This is a genomic window from Moorena sp. SIO3B2 (genome assembly GCF_010692525.1).
GTDB classification, from domain to species: domain Bacteria; phylum Cyanobacteriota; class Cyanobacteriia; order Cyanobacteriales; family Coleofasciculaceae; genus Moorena; species Moorena producens.
This window is the reverse complement of the sequence record NZ_JAAHHE010000022.1, coordinates 119,634-137,669: the sequence shown is the minus strand read 5'-3', so window position 1 is coordinate 137,669 and position 18,036 is coordinate 119,634. Positions and strand designations below refer to the sequence as shown.

Here is an 18,036-nt window from a genome sequence, read left to right as displayed (position 1 = left end):
GTGGAGGGACAGTAAAACCAAAAGGATTGGCCAGGGGTATGCTGGGTAAGCACTGTTTAGATGCAGGATGGGGTCAGTTTTTCCAAATACTAGAGCAGTGCTGCTTTAAACGTGGAGTTTACTTCCAAAAAGTAGACTCTAAAAAGACTAGCCAAATTTGCCCCAATTGTTTAACTGAAACTGGCAAAAAGACCTTGGCTGAGCGTGTCCATCATTGTGAAAATTGCGGTTATACCACAGATAGAGATGTGGCAGCCGCTCAAGTAGTCTGCCTACGTGGGCTTGCAGCCGTGGGACACACGGTCAAGATGCTTTCTGAGGGCAAGTTCGTCGGAATCCCTGGGAAGAAAGAATTCCCGCGCCTTAAGGCCCGGGGAGTGTCAACAACAGAGAAAGGACGTTCTGATGAAGCGTAAAAATCAAGACATGTTAGCACTGGTGTGGCGAAGCACTATTGTTTTGTCATTTTTCCTGTTGCCTGTTGGCCTTGGCAGTGCCCAATCCATCGAACCTGACCCACCAAAACAGATAGTCGCTCAGGGCTCAAGTCAAAAGCCAGTTCAAACTGACGCTAATCTTAGCTTTAAGCGGGTGACGCTCCTGTCTAATGTTTTGCTGATTGTGCTGGTGACTCTGGTACTGCTACTGGTGGCCGCGATCGCAGCGTTGTGGCTGCTAAGAAGGTCTGTGATTCGTGAGGTTGCGCAAATCGTGAGAGCTCACCTCAATGAAATGACTGACTTGGAAGATAGGATTGCCAGTGCTAATAAAAATGTTCAAAGTATCCTAGAAAAAACTGAAGAGATTGCCTTGGAGCTAGATCAGCAGGCGGCAGAGTTTAAACAAGACCTAAGTTTTAAACGAGAAAATCTATCTAAGCTGCTATCGAAATTGTCTCAGTCCCAGCAACAGGCATTAACGACAATCAAGACGCAAAAAACCGATACTCAACAAGAGCTAGAACAATTAGAGACTGACTTGGCATCAAGACTGTCTAAACTCGAGCAAGACGCTACAAAGCAACGGGATAGTTTTCTGAAGTATCTAGAAAACTTAAGCGCTGAGTTTGCCCCCCAATTATCTGAACTCAAGGGGGATGTGCAAGCCCAGAAAGAGACAATACTGAAGAAACTGAATCAATTAGAGACTGAGTTTGGCTCCGAACTGTCTGCTCTTAAGGAAACTGCGGCAAACCAAAAGGACTTAACTTTAAAAGATTTAGAAAAATTAGGGGCTGAATTTACTCCTGAATTATCGAAAATCCAGGCGGATGTGCAAGCCCAGAAAGAGATAATACTGAAGAAACTGAACCAATCAGAGACTGAGTTTGGCTCCGAACTGTCTGACTTGAAAGCCAAGACTCAAAAACAAAGCAAAGATTACCTGCAAACCATAGAAAAATCAAGTGCTGACTTTGCTCCTCAACTATCTGAACTTCAGGGGAATGTACAAGAACATAAGGATAAAGTCCTGCAGCAACTAAATCAATCAGAGTCTGAGTTTGCTGTTGAACTGTCTGAGCTTAAGGCAAAGGCTGATCAAGAAAGGAACAGTTACCTCAAGAATCTAGAAAAACTCACCTCTGATTTTGCTCCTCAACTATCTTTACTCAAAGCCAATGTCCAAGGGCATCAAGATAAAGTATTGGATAAACTGAACCAATCAGAGACAGAGTTTGCCTCAAAATTGTCTGAACTTGAAGCCAAGGCTCAACAGCAACGGGATTTAATACTAGAAAATCTAAAAAAGCTAGAGACAGAGTTTACTCCTCAGCTATCTGACATTAAGGTGGATGCTGAACAAAAAGCTCAACATAAAATCGATTTAGCTCTTCAGAAGCTAGAGCAATTAGGAAATGACATTACTGAACAACTTTCAAAATCCCAGTCGAAGATTGAAGTGCAAATTGATAAGAATCTCCAGCATCTGAAAGAGCTAGAGGCTAACTTAAACACTGAAGTTTATGACTCTCAATCAGGAATTAAAACCCAGAAGGCTCAGACCATTCAGAGTCTGGAAAAATTAGAAACAGAGGCTAAAACTCAACTTTATGATTTACAGTCGGACATTCAAAATCGAAAAGATATAATCCTTCAAAATCTGGACAAATTGGAAACAACCTTGGCTGCTCAGCTGTCTGAGGTCGAATCTGATGCTCAAACCGAGAAGGATAAGATTCTACAACAACTAGCAGAGATTTCCCCAACATCCATTGCAGAAGCTGCTCTGTCTGAAGTGCTGCAAAACACTCAAACTCTGACAGAACAATTAGAACGCCTCAAATCTAACCATCCTAAGTTGTTCTTGAATCCAGATGACTATGTGAATCAGGGCAATACTCTATTCTCTCAAGGGCAGTATCAAGATGCGATCGCTTCCTATGATCAAGTTCTTGACCTTCAACCGAATAACCCTGATATTTGGTACCAGCGAGGTATGGCATTATGGGAACTACAGCAGTATCAAGATGCGATCGCTTCCTATGACAAAGTAATTGAAATCAAGCCAGATGACCCAGATAGCTGGTATCAAAGAGGCCTGGCTTTAATGGAACTGCGGCGGTATGAAGGAGCAGTGGTTGCTTTTAATAAGGTGGTTAAATTCAAACCAGACCACTACAAAGCCTGGTTAAACCGGGGCATGACCCTAAGACGGTTGAGACGCTACGAAGATGCGATCGCTTCCTATGACAAAGCCCTAGAAATTCAGCCAAATTATCATCAAGCTTGGGTTGACCGAGGAGTCGCACTGGGAATGCTACAAAAGCATGAAGAGGCCTTTGGCTCCTTCGACCAAGCTGTTCAAGTTCAGCCAGATAATACAGTAGCCTGGTTGAATCGAGGCATGGCTCTAGATGTATTAGAAAGATACCAAGAAGCTGTTGCCTCTTTTGACAAGGCTATTGAATTAAATTCCGACTCCCATAAAGCCTGGAATTACAGAGGTTCTACCTTAGTCAAGCTAGAACAGAATGATCAGGCATTGGAAAGCATTAATCGGGCTTTGGAGATTCAACCTGAGTATGCTGCTGGTTATTATAACAAAGCAATAGTTTATTCTTCCCAGGGTCGAGTAACCTTAGCTGTGGAAAACCTAGAGCAGGCGATTGAGCTAAATCCAAGGTATCGGGAAGAAGCCAGTAATGATCCGGATTTTGAGGCTATTTCAGACGATGATCGCTTCTGGCAGTTGATTGGAGGCTAGAATGCTTTTGCTCTCCTGGGTCACCTTAGCCCAGAAGAGCAAACGATAGAAGCTGCTGCCAAATCGGTGCTAGAGTTGCCTTGACTATTATATCTGCAACCACAAAGCCAATACCAATCAGGAGATAGCGTTGAGGAAAGGGATGCTGGGAATTTGATCTGGTGATTTTAGCAACGAGATTAAGTCCCAAAGCAGTTAGAGCCACTCCGGTACAGATAAATCCCACCACTCGCAGCACAGACCAGGGCGGCCATCCCACTAGGGCAGCTAGCCACGGATTGACACTGATCTGTACTAGCTGTGCTACGTAGAAATTCATGTAATTGAGCAAGTAAGTTCCCAGCACTAGCGCTGCACTTCCAAAAGTCACTAGGGATAGAAAGCAAAAAACTGTGTACTGTTGGACATGATCTGGCAGAAACAAACGTAGGGATCCTTCTGTTCCTTCTACTGTACGAATCCAAAGAAGCTGCTCTTCGATGTAGTCAGAGCCATTTAGGATTACCTGAGCTGCGGTTTCTGGAGCCAATGCGGTTCCAATCCCAACCGCAAGACTTTGAAACAATGCCCAAAGCAGCATCCACCCTAGGGCCCTCATGTATTGACGGTGACGAACGTGAAACAAAAAGATCGGATAGGGTACTGCTGCTCCTAAAATTGGCACCAGCCAGGGCACGCCGAAAACGAAACTGGCAATCGTTGCCAGAATAGCACCGATGGCAAGAAAGCTTGCAGTCAGTAGTGGTTTATTAATAATCAATTGACAGTTTTTCCATCTTAAATGATTATCATTACTAGGGATGGCATAGTTGATTTTTTGGAGGTCCCTAAATTATTCCTATCCCATGCTTGCGATCAACTATGAACTAAAGTCTAGTTTAGTCTAGATTGAAATAGCAGGAAATCAGCTTGCGCCAAGATATTTCTAGAATCCCAGATCATACAGCATGGTAGACCTGACCCCAAATCCTAGTTTCAGTTTGACTATTTGCTTAACATACCCCAACCGTGCCGGGATGTTAGCCAGCGTAACTCAAGCGATCGCGTCTGTTGGCGGTCACTTGGGAGAAATTATGGTGGTGGAGAAAACTCGGAAAATTGCTACTCGCGAGATTACCGTAGATGCAGCTAGCACTGAACAGGCTGAACAGATTGTACAAGCGGTTAAGGAAGTGCCCGATGTCCAAATCCTAAATGTCTATGACCGTACCTTCAACCTCCATCGTGGTGGCAAAATCAGTGTAAACAGCAAAATCCCCCTTAAGCATCAATCTGAATTGGCTATGGCTTACACTCCTGGTGTGGGTCGGATTTGTAAAGCGATCGCATCTGACCCACAACAGGTCTACTCCCTTACCATTAAAAGCAACATGGTTGCTGTGGTCACCGATGGCAGTGCAGTGTTGGGGTTGGGTAACTTAGGGCCAGAAGCCGCTTTGCCAGTGATGGAAGGTAAAGCAATGCTGTTCAAAGAGTTTGCTGGTATTGATGCTTTTCCTATCTGCCTAGCTACCCAAGATACGGATCAGATCGTAGAAACCGTTAAAACTATCGCGCCGGTTTTTGGTGGTATTAACTTAGAAGATATCAGTGCTCCCCGTTGCTTTGATATTGAAGCCAGACTGCGGCAGGAGTTAGATATTCCAGTCTTTCACGATGACCAGAATGGTACCGCTATTGTCACCCTTGCTGCCTTGACCAATGCCCTCAAGCTAGTCAAGAAATCCCTAGAAGAGGTAAGAATTGTTATTAATGGAGCGGGCGCTGCCGGTATGGCAATTGCCCGGTTACTCCGTAAAGCTGGTGCAGGTGTAATTTGGATATGCGACTCCCAAGGCATTATTTCCACTAAACGCCCTAACTTGACTGAGCAAAAGCAAGAATTTGCTGTGGATGCTTCGGGTACTCTGGCTGGTGCCATTGGCAATGCTGATGTGTTTATTGGGGTGAGTGTACCTGGGGTTCTCACCCCAGACATGGTCAGGTCGATGGCAAACAAGCCCATTGTCATGGCTATGGCTAATCCTATCCCGGAAATTCAGCCAGAATTGGTAGTAGATGATGTAGCAGTAATGGCTACAGGTCGTAGTGACTATCCGAATCAGATTAATAATGTTCTGGCTTTTCCAGGGGTTTTTCGTGGCGCTATAGATTGTCGGGCGTCAACCATTACCGTGAATATGTGTCTCGAAGCAGCTTTTGCGATCGCATCCCTGATTAATCCCAGTGATTTAGATCGAGAACATATCATTCCTTCAGTATTTGATGAGCGAGTTGCTCCTGCGGTTGCTGCGGCGGTGCAAAGGGCAGCACGTCAGGATGGTGTAGCATGCCATTAAGTAATTATATTTAGATAATTCCATGATTTAGCCGTAGAAATTAGCTATTCTGGTGGCATTTGATCCATTTTTTGAGGCAGGACTGATGATTGTAACCACTACTGATGTTATTCAAGGTGCGATTGTTGAAGAGTATTTGGGCATTGTCACTGCTGAGGTGGTTTACGGCACCAATGCACTGCGGGATTTCTTTGCCGGTATTCGAGATTTAATTGGGGGACGTACTGGCAGTTATGAAAAAGTCTTTGAAAGAGGACACCAAGAAGCCCTCCAAGAATTGAAACAACGTGCCTCACAACTAGGAGCAGATGCTGTGATTGGCATTGGTATGGATACTGGAACAATTAACGTTGATGAAAAGGGGGTGCTGCTACTCATTACCGCCACTGGCACAGCCATCAAATTAAGGAATTAAGGGTTGCTTGACAGTTGACGGGTACCCGTCAACTGTTGTTTAACTAAATCTGCTAAATTTCCTTGACAACTCATACTCGTTACGACTACGATTAAATAGTAACAATCATAAAGGAATGAGTAAGACAAGATGGTTATCAATCAAGTACCCGACGTAGTATTTAAGACCAGAGTCAGAGATGAGTCAGTTCCTGGACCCAATCCCTTCCGCTGGCAAGACCGGACTACACAGGAAATTTTTGGCGGTAAGCGTATCGTGCTATTTTCCCTTCCTGGTGCCTTCACACCCACCTGTTCATCAACCCACTTACCCCGCTATGAAGAACTCTATGATGAGATCAAAGCACAAGGGGTTGATCAAGTGATCTGCTTATCGGTCAACGATGCCTTCGTGATGTTCCAGTGGGGCAAACAGCAAGGGGTTCAGAATATCTTCTTGCTACCCGATGGTAATGGGGAATTCACCCGCAAAATGGGGATGTTGGTAGAAAAAGATAATCTCGGTTTTGGTATGCGTTCTTGGCGCTACTCTATGGTGGTAGATGACGGCAAGATTGAAAAAATGTTTGTAGAACCAGGCTATGCAGATAACTGCCCTACCGATCCCTTCGAGGTCTCAGATGCAGATACAATGCTGGCATACTTGAAGTCAGCTAAAAAGTAACATCCCTCCGACCTTACTTAAAGCTTTATCAGTAGAGGCGTTACCGGCAATGCCTCTACTGTTTTCAGTTTGGTGTGTAAGTCCTGATCATCGTGGATTGACTTGAGAGTGATACAACAATAATTACCTTGGGCGATCAGTAAAATTTTCCCTCCGACAGCTATTGCTTTTATATACCAAGAATCAGTAATCTTTCAACCGAATAGTAATTCAGAAGTTTGGGAGAGTCATGAGCTACGATTTTGATTTATTCGTTATTGGTGCAGGTTCCGGAGGAATTGCTACAGCTAGACGAGCCGCAGAATATGGGGCAAAAGTAGGCATTGCAGAATTTGACCGTTTAGGTGGAACTTGCGTAAATCGTGGCTGCATTCCTAAGAAGCTGATGGTTTATGCCTCCCATTTTCCTGATCAATTTGAAGAGGCACAGGGATATGGCTGGAGTAAGGTACACAGTACCCTCGACTGGACAACAATGATCACAGCAGTCAATCAGGAAACAGAACGCCTCAATAGCATTTACCAACGTATGTTGGATAAGTCCAAAGTGGAACTGTTTCAGGGTTATGCTAAGTTCGCGGATTCCCACACCATAGACATTGGCGGACGCAAAGTAACTGCACACAAAATCTTGATTGCAGTGGGAGCACATCCGGTCAAGCCCGATATTCCTGGCATTGAACACGCGATTACCTCTGATGATATTTTCCACCTCAAGGAACAACCGAAGCGGATCGTGATTCTTGGGGGTGGCTATATTGGTGTCGAGTTTGCCTGTATTCTCAATGGTTTAGGCTCTGAAGTGACAGTGGTTATTCGTCGTGATCAGATTTTACGGGGATTTGATGCTGAAATCGGTTCTGAGATTCAACAAGCCATGGAGAAGCATGGGATCCGGGTGCTAAATAACAGTAGGATCATCGCTATTGAAAAGACATCAGCTGGTCTGAATGTAACGGTACAAGGAGAATCACAAACAAGTATAATTGCTGATGCTGTCAGTTTAGCTGCTACAGGTCGTATACCCAATATCCAGAATCTAGGTTTAGAGAATACTGGAGTAGCAATTGAAAATGGTGCGATCGCAGTCGATAAGTACAGTCTTACCACAGAAGATCATATCTTTGCCGTAGGGGATTGTACTAACCGCATGAACTTAACTCCTGTTGCGATTAATGAAGGTCGTGCCTTTGCCGATACCGTATTTGGTGGCAAATCCCGGATCATGAGCTACGAGAATGTTCCAACCGCAATTTTTACCACACCCGAAGCAGCTACTGTTGGTCTAAGTGAGGCCGAAGCACGAGATAAATATGGGGATGCGGTAAAAGTCTATCGTTCTCGGTTCAGACCGATGTACTACACCCTACCCGGTCGGGATGAAAAAACCCTGATGAAGTTAGTGGTTGACCAAAACACTGACAAAGTCTTGGGTGCTCATATGGTAGGAGACCATGCAGCAGAGATTATTCAAGGAATTGCGATCGCATTGAAAACCGGAGCTACCAAAGCTAACTTTGATGCTACTGTTGGAATTCATCCCAGTTCTGCAGAAGAGTTTGTCACAATGCGCTAAGGGACTCAAAAAGTTTTTTAAATACAGTTGTAACTAGGGCGTGAACACACGCCCTAGTTTCGTACTATAGCGCTTTAAAATCAGATGTGAAAATTTATAGCAATTCAATTCACGAATGCTGCAAACCCGGTATTGTTACTAAGTGCTTAAATACTTTAAGTTCTCAAGATCAACACTACTGAATCAGAATAAATCCTAAAAAAGCCGCTAGAACTGTATTATCAGGAAGGAATGGCTGCGCCAAGAAACTCAATGCATCTGAGTTAAACATCACCATCTAGTGGTATAAAGCCCAAGTTTCCCGATGTCATCTTTACAAAAATTAGAAAAATTCGTCAAAATACCTAATAAAGCTCAAACTCGCCGCATTCTTTGGTTTGAAAGATTAATGGCGATCATCGCCTTGATTAATCTGCTGTTGGTGTTGTTTGACCTCAGCTATATCCCCTTAAGGGATTTCTGGCTAAATCAGAAAATTCAGGTATTTAGCTTTACCATTGGTCCGCTCAAATCCAAAGGCTTTCCCGTCTCGATTCCCATTCCTGATATCACTCCGCTCTACGACCCAGTTAAAGGTATTGAAGACAACCGAGATACCAAAAAATATTTGGACAAAGTTGATCAACTGGAAAACCAGATTAACAAGATAGGATTATCTTCTATAGAAGAATCTATAGAAGTAGAAAAAAAACTCAAGGAGCTGCGCGAACTTAGCTCAGAAATGATTGGCACCAATCCTTTTCAAGTAGCCAATAAAACCGGAAACTTGGAAAAGATTAAAAATAAGATGCGTAAGCAGATACCAAATCCTGAGGATTCAGCAAAAGAGTCATTTATGCAGTTCTGGACTCAAAAGTACTTAGCAAGTCATAGTCAAGAGGAAGGTTTGGTATTTTTTAACACCGAGATTAAACCCTTAATAGAAACTAACTATTACCGTCCAATTGGAGAAAATGGCGAATTTATAGACCTATTCGGACTGATTGACTTCCCATTTTTTATTTTATTTAGTACCGAGTTTTTGGCTCGTACCTGGTTGATCAGTCGCCGTCATTCTGGACTCAAGTGGCAAGATGCCATGCTGTGGCGCTGGTATGACATATTTTTACTAATACCCTTATGGCGGTGGTTACGAATTATTCCTGTTACCATTCGCTTAGGTCAAGCTAAATTAATAGACCTGAGTGCCATTAGCAGAGAAATCCGCTCCGGATTTGTTGCCAGTATTGCTCAAGAGATGACAGAAGTGGTCGTCATTCAAGTTATTAACGAAGTTCAGGGCTCCATTAGCCGGGGTGAAATTACCAAATGGTTGTCTCAACAGGAAGTCCGCCCCTACATTGACCTTAATGACATTGATGAAGTGTCAGAACTCACCACCATCATGGTAAAGATGACGGTTGATCAAGTCTTACCCAAAATTCGTCCTGATCTAGAGGCTCTCATGAAACACTATGTGGACATGGGGCTTAAACAGTCCACACTTTATCAGGGACTTCAGAATGTACCAGGACTGGGACAATTCCAGAAGCAACTAACAGAGGAATTGGTGAAAAACATTTTTCAGGCACTCTATGATGGGATTAATACTCTCATACAAGAAGACCCAGTTGCCGACGAACTCCTGCAACACCTACTGAAAAATTTAAGGGAAGCCTTAGGGGCAGAAATTAAGACCAAGGATAGATTACAGGATATTCAGTATTTGATCACAGCTTGGTTAGAGGAATTCAAAATAAATTATGTCCGGCGCTTATCTGAAGAAGACTTAGATAAAATCTTAGATGAAACCAGAGCAATTCGTCAAAGATTTCAGTAATAACAGTATTAAAATCAAGTTAATATTAGTCCAATAATTATTTTTTTTAAATTCTATGCGGATCTATCAACTATTTTGCTTGACAGTAAAACCATTAAATGGATAATTAAAAATAAAAAAATATGCTCTACCGAACCTAGTATGCATAAAAACGCGCTTATTTACCATTAAAGATGATTGGGCAGTATTTTTATAAAAAAAATTATATCAACAAATAAAACTCCAGCCCCATAAGGATTATAATAATTATTTATTAAAAGTTTTAGATAGCAATTTCGGTAGAGCCAAAAAATATAGAAATTCAAAAAATAAACATTTTTTTTAATTATTGTAAATAGTCAGAGATCATCATACAGTTTGACCGAATAATGCCCATAAGCTAAAATACTTATGGGTCAACAAAAACCAAGTTGACTTCTAGGGTCAGCTTGCTCTGAGGTTAAGGCTCTGGAGTGGGAAAGTGCCGACGCACCAGACACCAAGCAGGGATTAGACGTCAACACTCCCCATGTTCAAGTTTTGATCAGGCAAGCATTTGAGCTGCTAATTGCGTTAGCTTCCGGCAAAAGAAGCCCCACATCTCAATGCTACGCCATGAGTGTGGGATTAATTTTGCACAGGGTATGCATGGAATTGCTATAATATGGGTACTGATAAACAAAGCCAAAAATGCTGGTTTGTCAGCACAACAGTTTTAAAAAAAAGACCAAGAAAACAGAGCGGCAGCGATGCCGAGGTGCGACCCGTGGCGAATTTAATTCGCCTAGGTCAAGGGCACCTAAGCGGTCTTGGGGAGCCAGTGCGGTCTTGGGGGTTCCCCCCATGAGCAACTGTCGTGGTTTCCCCCACTCGCGCTTTGCATCAAGAGAGGGCAGTCCGTTCTTAAAGCCCAGCGGCGACCTTCGCGTAGCGTCGGCTTTGCCGAAAGCAATAGCTGGATTGGCGCTTGTTGCCTACACTGAACTCAACGAGTCAGTGTGGGAGCTGTCACACTCAAACATAGCAACGGCAAGCTGGTAACTCCTAATCAATGATTCTGCGGGAAGTTTCCGGTTTGTCCTAGGGTTTAGAGTCTTCGAGCCCATGACCTTGTGACCAATAGCTCAAGACCAGTAACTAGAGATTGGGCTTGTGCTAACTAGATGTGCAGAAGCTTTTGGGCGGTTAGACTTCTTGGAAAAGATTTTGCCATGAAGTGGGTTGACCCCACTTTTTTTATTGGATTGGTGCCATGACTCATCCCCTGATTCCACAACTAATCGATTTGGCAACGCCATTGGCTCAAGATTTAGGATTAGAGATTGTAGAGGCTCTCTTCCAGACCAACAGACGCCCACCCGTGCTGCGTGTCTATATCCGCAACCCCATCCGTGACACTAGCTTGGATGACTGTGAACGCATGAGTCGTGCTTTAGAAGCTCAGTTAGATGCTAAGGAAATCATTTTAGACACCTACGTTTTGGAAATTTCCAGTCCTGGGATCACACAGGACTTAACCACAGACCGAGAATTCATTTCTTTCAAAGGGTTTGGTGTGATTGTTCAGACATTTGAACCCTATCAGGGGCAGCAAGAGTGGCGTGGGCAGTTAATTCGCCGGGATGAGAGCGGAGTTTATCTCAATCTCAAGGGTCGTGCGTTTGCCATTCCCCGTCAGCTCGTGTCCAGAGTAAAACTCGATGATGGGGGTTAAATTTTGCTTGAAGGTTGGTAGGCGTGCAGTACTTGTAAAGACAATGGCTTGACTATGATCTACAAGTGCTTCTCCCGTACAAGCTTCAAGGCTCAGGATTGAAGTTGAACTTGATTTACTTTAAATCCCAAGACAATTGCCATGGATAGATTTAAGACGGAGATTTGCTGATGTCAATAGTTAGTTTGCCTGGACTTAAGGCAATGATAGAAGAAATTAGTCAAAGCCACAATTTACCTAGGTCTGCAGTTCAACAGGCATTAAGAGAAGCACTGCTAAAAGGGTATGAGCGCTATCGCCGTTCTCAACGGCTAGACCAACGATTTCATTTTGACGAAGAATATTTTGACAACTTTGAAGTCGATCTTGATATTGAAGAAGAAGGCTTCCGCGTTTTGTCTACCAAAACCATTGTCGAACAGGTACAAAATAGTGACCATCAAATTTCTCTCAAAGAAGTCCAGGAAGTTGCCTCTGAAGCACAATTGGGAGACTCAGTGGTTTTGGATGTGACTCCAGACCAAGGAGAGTTTGGTCGCATGGCAGCGATTCAAACCAAACAGGTGCTCTCTCAAAAACTCCGAGACCAGCAGCGTAAGCTGATTAAGGAAGAGTTTCAAGACCTAGAAGGAACCGTTCTGCAATCTCGATCGCTACGGTTTGAGCAGCAGTCTGTGATTATGGCGCTCAGCAGTGGTTTTGGTCGGCCAGAGGTAGAAGCCGAACTGCCCAAACGGGAACAGCTACCCAATGATAACTATCGGATTAACTCCACCTTTAAGGTTTATCTCAAAAAAGTCCGGGAAGGCCCTCACCGTGGTCCTCAGCTGGTGGTATCCAGAGCGGCGGCTGGATTAGTGGTCGATCTGTTTAGCAACGAAGTCCCAGAAATAGACGATGAGGTGGTAAGGATTGTTGCAGTAGCACGGGAAGCTAATCCTCCTTCTCGTCATGTCGGACCAAGGACTAAAATTGCTGTAGATACCCTGGAGCGAGATGTTGATCCGGTGGGAGCTTGCATTGGTGCTAGAGGTTCCCGCATTCAAGTTGTGGTGAATGAATTACGAGGTGAGAAAATCGACGTAATTCGTTGGTCTCCTGACCCATCTACCTATATTGCTAACGCTCTTAGCCCAGCCCAAGTTGATCAGGTGCTACTAGTCAATCCAGAAGAACGTCAAGCTCATGTTTTAGTAGCAGAAGACCAGCTGAGTTTAGCTATAGGCAAAGAAGGACAAAATGTTCGCCTTGCTGCCCGCCTTACGGGTTGGAAGATTGACATTAAAGATGCTGCGGAATACAAAAAAGACACTACAGACATTTCTAAACAGGAGACCCTAGAAGAAGATGATGTCGATAGCAGTGAGTTACAGGAAGATTACCAAGAAGGAGTAGAAACACCAGAAAATGTGCTTGATGCTGAGCCAGTGCTTGATTTGAGTACTCAAGAAGAATAAGTAATTTTAGGGGTTAACCCTGAGGTGAGGAAAGTTTGGCCAAGGTTGAGAATGGGAATGGTATAAAATGATACCCCTAAGCTTGTCGGTTTAGAATGGTAGTGGGGTGCAGGGTCTCGGCTGTGGTCAAGAATTCTTTGACAGTTTTCTTCCAAACCAATGACTTATTCAATCCTTCCACTTCTGCTGGGTTACTCTACCCCCTATCCCATTCTACCCCTTACTCCCGGTGGGTGTGGTGATTTTCTTCTTGTGTTATTCCTCCTTCTCTCAAGGGTGTGACTATCTCTACTATAGTTTTTCATCTTCTGCTCACAGCACCGGTTTCACACCACCGGTTAGCCCACACCCTTTTTACCGCCCTCTGGCATTGATTTTTGGTTTCATTTGGGTAAGTCAATCACGTAAACAGGGTGTTTGCCCAATCGCAAACGCCCTACAAGCCTCCATCTACCGTACCCTTTAAAGAAGGAGGACTTTTGATATTTTCCAAACCGAAAACCCGTATGAAACCCAACTATCGACGTTGTCTTAGCTGCCGGAAAGTAGCACCAAAACAGGAGTTTTGGCGTATTGTCCGAGTCTATCCGTCACGAAAGGTACAATTAGATCAGGGTATGGGTCGTTCGGCTTACTTATGTCCTCAACTGAGTTGCCTAGCGGCGGCTCAAAAGAAAAACCGACTGGGGCGATCACTGCGTGCATCGGTGCCAAAAAATCTGTACGAAACTTTATGGCAGCGTTTAGCTACCATGCCAACCAAACCCAATTTAGGTAATTAAAGGGTGAATCTAGCCGAAAAAGCTTCCATGTATGTTCGTCCGGCGAACATAAGTAATCGTTAGGATAGAAAGGAAGTCATTAGTTCTATTGATGCTCTGGTTTCTTAAGGAGGTGAATTTACTTTGATTATACGCTAGCTACCTTTAAAGGCATACGCGCTGATTAGGCGGTTTAACCGAACCGTCAATGTTGAATGCTGCTTGGCTTTTTTCACAGGAAAGAAGCACGCGATAATAGATAAACTTATCAAACTACCGTTGAGGTGAACACACCAACGAAAAAGCATGGATGGTTGATTATCTGTTGAGCATCGCTTATCTTATCGTTTAAGCTTTCCAATAAAGCTTGATCAAGTAAAAAGTCATTCGAGTAGTTGAGTATGGTTTAACAACAAGTAGGTACGACAGGGGAATAGTGCATGAACAGCGGCAAAGTCAGAATTTACGAATTATCACGGGAATTGAATTTGGACAACAAGGAAATTTTGAGCATCTGTGAAGGACTCAATATTGCAGTTAAAAGTCACAGTAGCACGATTACAGAATCGGATGCCCAACGGATTCGCACGACAGCCGAAAAATATTCTGACCAACTAGCAGCTGTAAGCAATAGCGAAGGTGAGTCATCGGCAAATAAAGGTTCTAAGTTAAGCTCTGGTAAATTAGTTCGACGTCCCAAAGGGGAGCGGAAGCAGCAAATTGTGGAGCTTCGTAAGCACAAACGCAGTTCTGGCAATACTTCTAGCCAGAGAAGTAATCAAATGGCAATCCCACCCCAACCTCCCATCAAGCCGACTGCTATACCCCCACGTCAGCCTAGCACTCTCAATCGACCTAAGCAGGTCACTGAACAGGAGACCAAGATTAAGCAGGATACTAAACCAGAACCAGCCGCTAAATCAGAACTAGCCGCTAAACCAGAACTAGCCGCTAAACCAGAACCAGCCGCTAAATCAGAACTAGCCGCTAAACCAGAACTAGCCGCTAAACCAGAACTAGCCGCTAAACCAGAACCAGCCGCTAAACCAGAACCAGCCGCTAAACCAGAACTAGCCGCTAAACCAGAACTAGCCGCTAAACCAGAACCAGCCGCTAAACCAGAACTAGCCACTAAACCAGTCCAGAACATTTCACAGGAGAGTACACAAAAACCCAAATTAACTGGACCCCCTGTAAGAGTATCACAACCAAAAACTCAGCCTGCTAAGGTTGAGCGACCGATAAAATCAAACCAAAAGGGTTCTTCCGGTTCAAAGTCAGTAAAGAGTCCAACTCCTAACAAATCCCCTGTTATCAATAAACAGTCAACGCCCTCGGAAACATCACCACCAAAGCGTTCTAGTTCACCAAGACCACCCGTTCCTGAACTCCAGCGACCTCCAAAAAGGAGCAAACCAGGTCTTGAGAAAGAAAATTCAGCAATTGATGCTGACTCAACGGGTCTGACAGATGATGTCTCTGATCAAGACACCAACACCTTAGTCAATGAATCCGAGGAACTGCTCAAGGAGGTCAAGCTCCGGCGACCATCTGTCCCCCGACCTGCTAAGAAGAAAGAGTGGGAGGCAGAAAATGGAGAAGACGAAGACAAAGCCCAGAAGGCTAAATCCGCCAAACTCAAGCGGCGACCTAAAATGATTCTGGATGATGAAGATGATCTCGAAACAGGATCAGATCAAATCGATAACAAAATCGATGGTTCATTTTCAGTTAGTCTTTCTCTGGCTCGTCCTCCCAAACCAAAGTCTCTGCAAAAACAGCAAAGCCAAGCAAATACTGCGAGTGTTAGCCACAAGAAGAAGCCTGCTAAAACCAGTAGTAGCAACAAGTCCGATCATCGCGATCGCCGTCGTACACAGAAAAGTCAGCCCAAACGCCCAGAACAAATTGTTTTGAGAGACTCACTCACCATTAGAGACCTGGCTAATGAACTGGCTATTGCAGAAACTGACATTGTTAAAATGCTCTTCTTCAAAGGCATAGCTGTGAGTGTTACCCAGACTTTGGATGTTCCTACTGCCACAATGGTAGCTGAGGAAGTGGGAGTCAAGGTCGAGATGGAAGAAGAAGCCTCTGCTGCGACTAAGGTGGAAATGCTGGATGTCCAAGACCTGGAAAACCTCGAGCGGCGTCCACCTGTGGTGACAATTATGGGTCATGTTGACCACGGTAAAACGACTCTACTCGATGCCATTCGTGAAGCAAAAGTGGCTCAAGGAGAAGCCGGTGGAATTACCCAGCATATTGGCGCATACCACGTAGATGTTGAGCATGAGGATAAAATTCAACAGGTTGTCTTCCTAGACACCCCCGGTCACGAAGCCTTTACAGCCATGCGGGCAAGGGGAACAAAAGTAACTGATATCGCTGTGCTAGTAGTAGCCGCTGATGATGGGGTGCAACCTCAGACCCTTGAAGCCATTAGTCATGCTAGAGCTGCTGAAGTTCCCATGGTAGTTGCTATTAACAAAATTGATAAAGCCGGATCTCAACCTGATCGGGTTAAGCAAGAATTATCAGAACGGGGCTTGGTTCCAGAAGAATGGGGTGGTGAAACGATCATGGTACCAGTGAGTGCTATCCAAAGGGAAAACTTGGATTCACTGCTGGAGATGATTCTATTGGTCTCAGAGCTAGAAGAACTCTCTGCTAATCCGGATCGACCAGCAAAAGGTACGGTGATTGAAGCTCACCTAGATAAAGCCAGAGGTCCTGTTGCCACCTTCTTAGTGCAAAACGGTACTTTGCGGATCGGTGATAGCCTGGTTGTTGGTTCAGTTTTCGGTAAGGTCAGAGCCATGCTTGATGACCGAGGACAGCGAGTCGCACAAGCGACTCCCTCGTTTGCTGTGGAAGTCCTTGGCTTGAGTGATGTTCCAGCTGCTGGTGATGAGTTTGAAGTCTTTGAGAGCGAAAAAGAAGCCCGGGCAGTTGCTGGTGAAAGAGCTCAACAGCAACGTCAATCTCGCCTGCAAACTCGCATGAAATCACGGCGAGTTACCCTCACTGAATTATCAGCCCAGGCTCAAGAAGGTGAACTCAAAGAACTCAACTTGATTTTGAAGGCAGACGTTCAAGGCTCGGTGGAAGCTATTCTGGGATCCCTCGAACAGCTGCCCCAAAGTGAAGTGCAAATTCGAGTTCTACTGGCTGCCCCTGGGGAAGTCACCGAAACGGATGTGGACTTAGCGGCTGCTAGTGGTGCAGTTATTGTTGGCTTTAACACTACCTTAGCTCCTGGTGCTCGACCAGCAGCTGAACAGGAAGGGGTAGATGTGCGGGAATACAACATCATCTACAAACTCCTGGATGATGTTCAAGGTGCGATGGAAGGTCTGTTAGAGCCAGAAGAGGTAGAAGAACCATTGGGTGAAGTAGAAGTTCGAGCTGTCTTCCCAGTGGGTCGTGGTGCCGTGGCGGGTTGCTATGTACTCTCAGGCAAAGCCGTGCGCAATTGCCGTTTACGAGTGCGGCGTGGTGGCAAAGTTATCTACGAAGGAGTTTTGGATTCCCTCAAGCGTGTTAAGGATGATGTCAAGGAAGTCAATGCTGGCTACGAATGTGGTATGGGTGTTGATAAATTCAACGACTGGACGGAAAAAGATATCATTGAAACCTATCAGATGGTAACCAAGCGACGGACTCTCTCCCTGAAGTAGGGCTGAGGGGTGTTCTTACCCAGGGGTCCCTTGCTGGGAAGGTTGTTTTGTTTAAGGTTGAAGGTTAAAGGTTATTTAGCTTCTAGCAAAATTAATCCCACATCTCAATGCCCATTGAGATGTGGGATTAATTTTGCGCTCTTATTGCATGGAATAAGGAAACAATTACAATTGAATATCGTCTATACTAGATGTAGTAGGGAAAATAAATTAAGAGCTAACCGCCACCTACGTGCCTAAAAAATAGAACTTATTGTATTGTTCCGGATTATTGTATTGTTCCGGCGCGGAGGGGCATCCCGTGTCGTTAATAAAGCTTACCGAGTATCCAAACCGTTAGGTGGAGTTGGTAAGAAGCCCACACTGTAATCTTTGATTAAGTGTGGGAGTATGTCACCACTTAAGCATTACCCAACTAGATTCATCTGT

At 44.4% G+C, this 18,036-nt stretch carries 12 protein-coding genes and 1 pseudogene; 12 read left to right on the top strand and 1 reads right to left on the bottom strand.

The window, feature by feature from the left end:
- Positions 1-23: 23 nt before the first annotated feature.
- Positions 24-416, top strand: a pseudogene (locus F6K38_RS07665) (zinc ribbon domain-containing protein); the annotation flags it as partial.
- Positions 406-3,204, top strand: coding sequence for a tetratricopeptide repeat protein (locus F6K38_RS07660; protein WP_008186985.1), 2,799 nt, complete (start codon positions 406-408; stop codon positions 3,202-3,204). The pseudogene F6K38_RS07665 and the gene F6K38_RS07660, both read left to right, overlap by 11 nt.
- A 25-nt stretch (positions 3,205-3,229) precedes the next feature.
- Here the strand turns inward: F6K38_RS07660 and F6K38_RS07655 are convergent, their stop codons facing one another.
- Positions 3,230-3,964 (bottom strand): hypothetical protein, encoded by a 735-nt coding sequence (locus tag F6K38_RS07655; RefSeq protein ID WP_008186987.1) that lies wholly within the window; start codon positions 3,962-3,964, stop codon positions 3,230-3,232.
- Positions 3,965-4,151: 187 nt separating this feature from the next.
- On the opposite strand from F6K38_RS07655, the gene F6K38_RS07650 reads away from it, so the two are divergent.
- From F6K38_RS07650 to infB, 10 genes are all read left to right on the top strand, one after another.
- Positions 4,152-5,543 (top strand): NAD-dependent malic enzyme, encoded by a 1,392-nt coding sequence (locus F6K38_RS07650; protein WP_008186990.1) that lies wholly within the window; start codon positions 4,152-4,154, stop codon positions 5,541-5,543.
- A gap of 85 nt (positions 5,544-5,628) precedes the next feature.
- Positions 5,629-5,958, top strand: a complete 330-nt coding sequence (locus F6K38_RS07645; RefSeq protein ID WP_044494012.1) for a YbjQ family protein — start codon at positions 5,629-5,631, stop codon at positions 5,956-5,958.
- A gap of 129 nt (positions 5,959-6,087) precedes the next feature.
- Positions 6,088-6,621 carry a peroxiredoxin gene (locus tag F6K38_RS07640; RefSeq protein ID WP_287248494.1) on the top strand — a complete coding sequence of 178 codons (534 nt, stop codon included), beginning with the start codon at positions 6,088-6,090 and terminating at the stop codon, positions 6,619-6,621.
- Between the two features lie 229 nt (positions 6,622-6,850).
- Positions 6,851-8,197, top strand: coding sequence for a glutathione-disulfide reductase (gene gor / locus F6K38_RS07635; RefSeq protein WP_008182520.1), 1,347 nt, complete (start codon positions 6,851-6,853; stop codon positions 8,195-8,197).
- A 304-nt stretch (positions 8,198-8,501) separates the two neighbouring features.
- A complete protein-coding gene (locus F6K38_RS07630; protein WP_008182523.1) occupies positions 8,502-10,016 on the top strand; it encodes a hypothetical protein in 1,515 nt (504 codons plus the stop codon).
- 643 nt (positions 10,017-10,659) lie between these two features.
- Positions 10,660-10,842 carry a hypothetical protein gene (locus F6K38_RS07625; protein WP_131827260.1) on the top strand — a complete coding sequence of 61 codons (183 nt, stop codon included), beginning with the start codon at positions 10,660-10,662 and terminating at the stop codon, positions 10,840-10,842.
- Positions 10,843-11,247: 405 nt separating this feature from the next.
- Entirely contained in the window at positions 11,248-11,709 is a 462-nt protein-coding gene (rimP, locus tag F6K38_RS07620; protein ID WP_008182529.1) for a ribosome maturation factor RimP, read from the top strand.
- Positions 11,710-11,879: 170 nt separating this feature from the next.
- On the top strand, positions 11,880-13,166 hold the full coding sequence (gene nusA, locus F6K38_RS07615; protein WP_287248488.1) for a transcription termination factor NusA: 1,287 nt from the start codon (positions 11,880-11,882) through the stop codon (positions 13,164-13,166).
- Positions 13,167-13,672: 506 nt separating this feature from the next.
- Positions 13,673-13,948: a YlxR family protein gene (locus F6K38_RS07610; RefSeq protein ID WP_044492698.1), complete on the top strand. Its 276-nt coding sequence runs from the start codon at positions 13,673-13,675 to the stop codon at positions 13,946-13,948.
- Positions 13,949-14,367: 419 nt separating this feature from the next.
- Positions 14,368-17,607, top strand: coding sequence for a translation initiation factor IF-2 (infB, locus tag F6K38_RS07605; RefSeq protein WP_287248486.1), 3,240 nt, complete (start codon positions 14,368-14,370; stop codon positions 17,605-17,607).
- The last annotated feature ends 429 nt before the right edge of the window (positions 17,608-18,036 follow it).

What these genes read in the sequence shown, in the direction of transcription:
- F6K38_RS07660 (WP_008186985.1), top strand. Translation starts at nt 406, where the DNA reads ATGAAGCGTAAAAATCAAGACATGTTAGCACTGGTGTGGCGAAGCACT.
- F6K38_RS07650 (WP_008186990.1), top strand. Translation starts at nt 4,152, where the DNA reads ATGGTAGACCTGACCCCAAATCCTAGTTTCAGTTTGACTATTTGCTTA.
- F6K38_RS07645 (WP_044494012.1), top strand. Translation starts at nt 5,629, where the DNA reads ATGATTGTAACCACTACTGATGTTATTCAAGGTGCGATTGTTGAAGAG.
- F6K38_RS07640 (WP_287248494.1), top strand. Translation starts at nt 6,088, where the DNA reads ATGGTTATCAATCAAGTACCCGACGTAGTATTTAAGACCAGAGTCAGA.
- gor (WP_008182520.1), top strand. Translation starts at nt 6,851, where the DNA reads ATGAGCTACGATTTTGATTTATTCGTTATTGGTGCAGGTTCCGGAGGA.
- F6K38_RS07630 (WP_008182523.1), top strand. Translation starts at nt 8,502, where the DNA reads ATGTCATCTTTACAAAAATTAGAAAAATTCGTCAAAATACCTAATAAA.
- F6K38_RS07625 (WP_131827260.1), top strand. Translation starts at nt 10,660, where the DNA reads ATGGGTACTGATAAACAAAGCCAAAAATGCTGGTTTGTCAGCACAACA.
- rimP (WP_008182529.1), top strand. Translation starts at nt 11,248, where the DNA reads ATGACTCATCCCCTGATTCCACAACTAATCGATTTGGCAACGCCATTG.
- nusA (WP_287248488.1), top strand. Translation starts at nt 11,880, where the DNA reads ATGTCAATAGTTAGTTTGCCTGGACTTAAGGCAATGATAGAAGAAATT.
- F6K38_RS07610 (WP_044492698.1), top strand. Translation starts at nt 13,673, where the DNA reads ATGAAACCCAACTATCGACGTTGTCTTAGCTGCCGGAAAGTAGCACCA.
- infB (WP_287248486.1), top strand. Translation starts at nt 14,368, where the DNA reads ATGAACAGCGGCAAAGTCAGAATTTACGAATTATCACGGGAATTGAAT.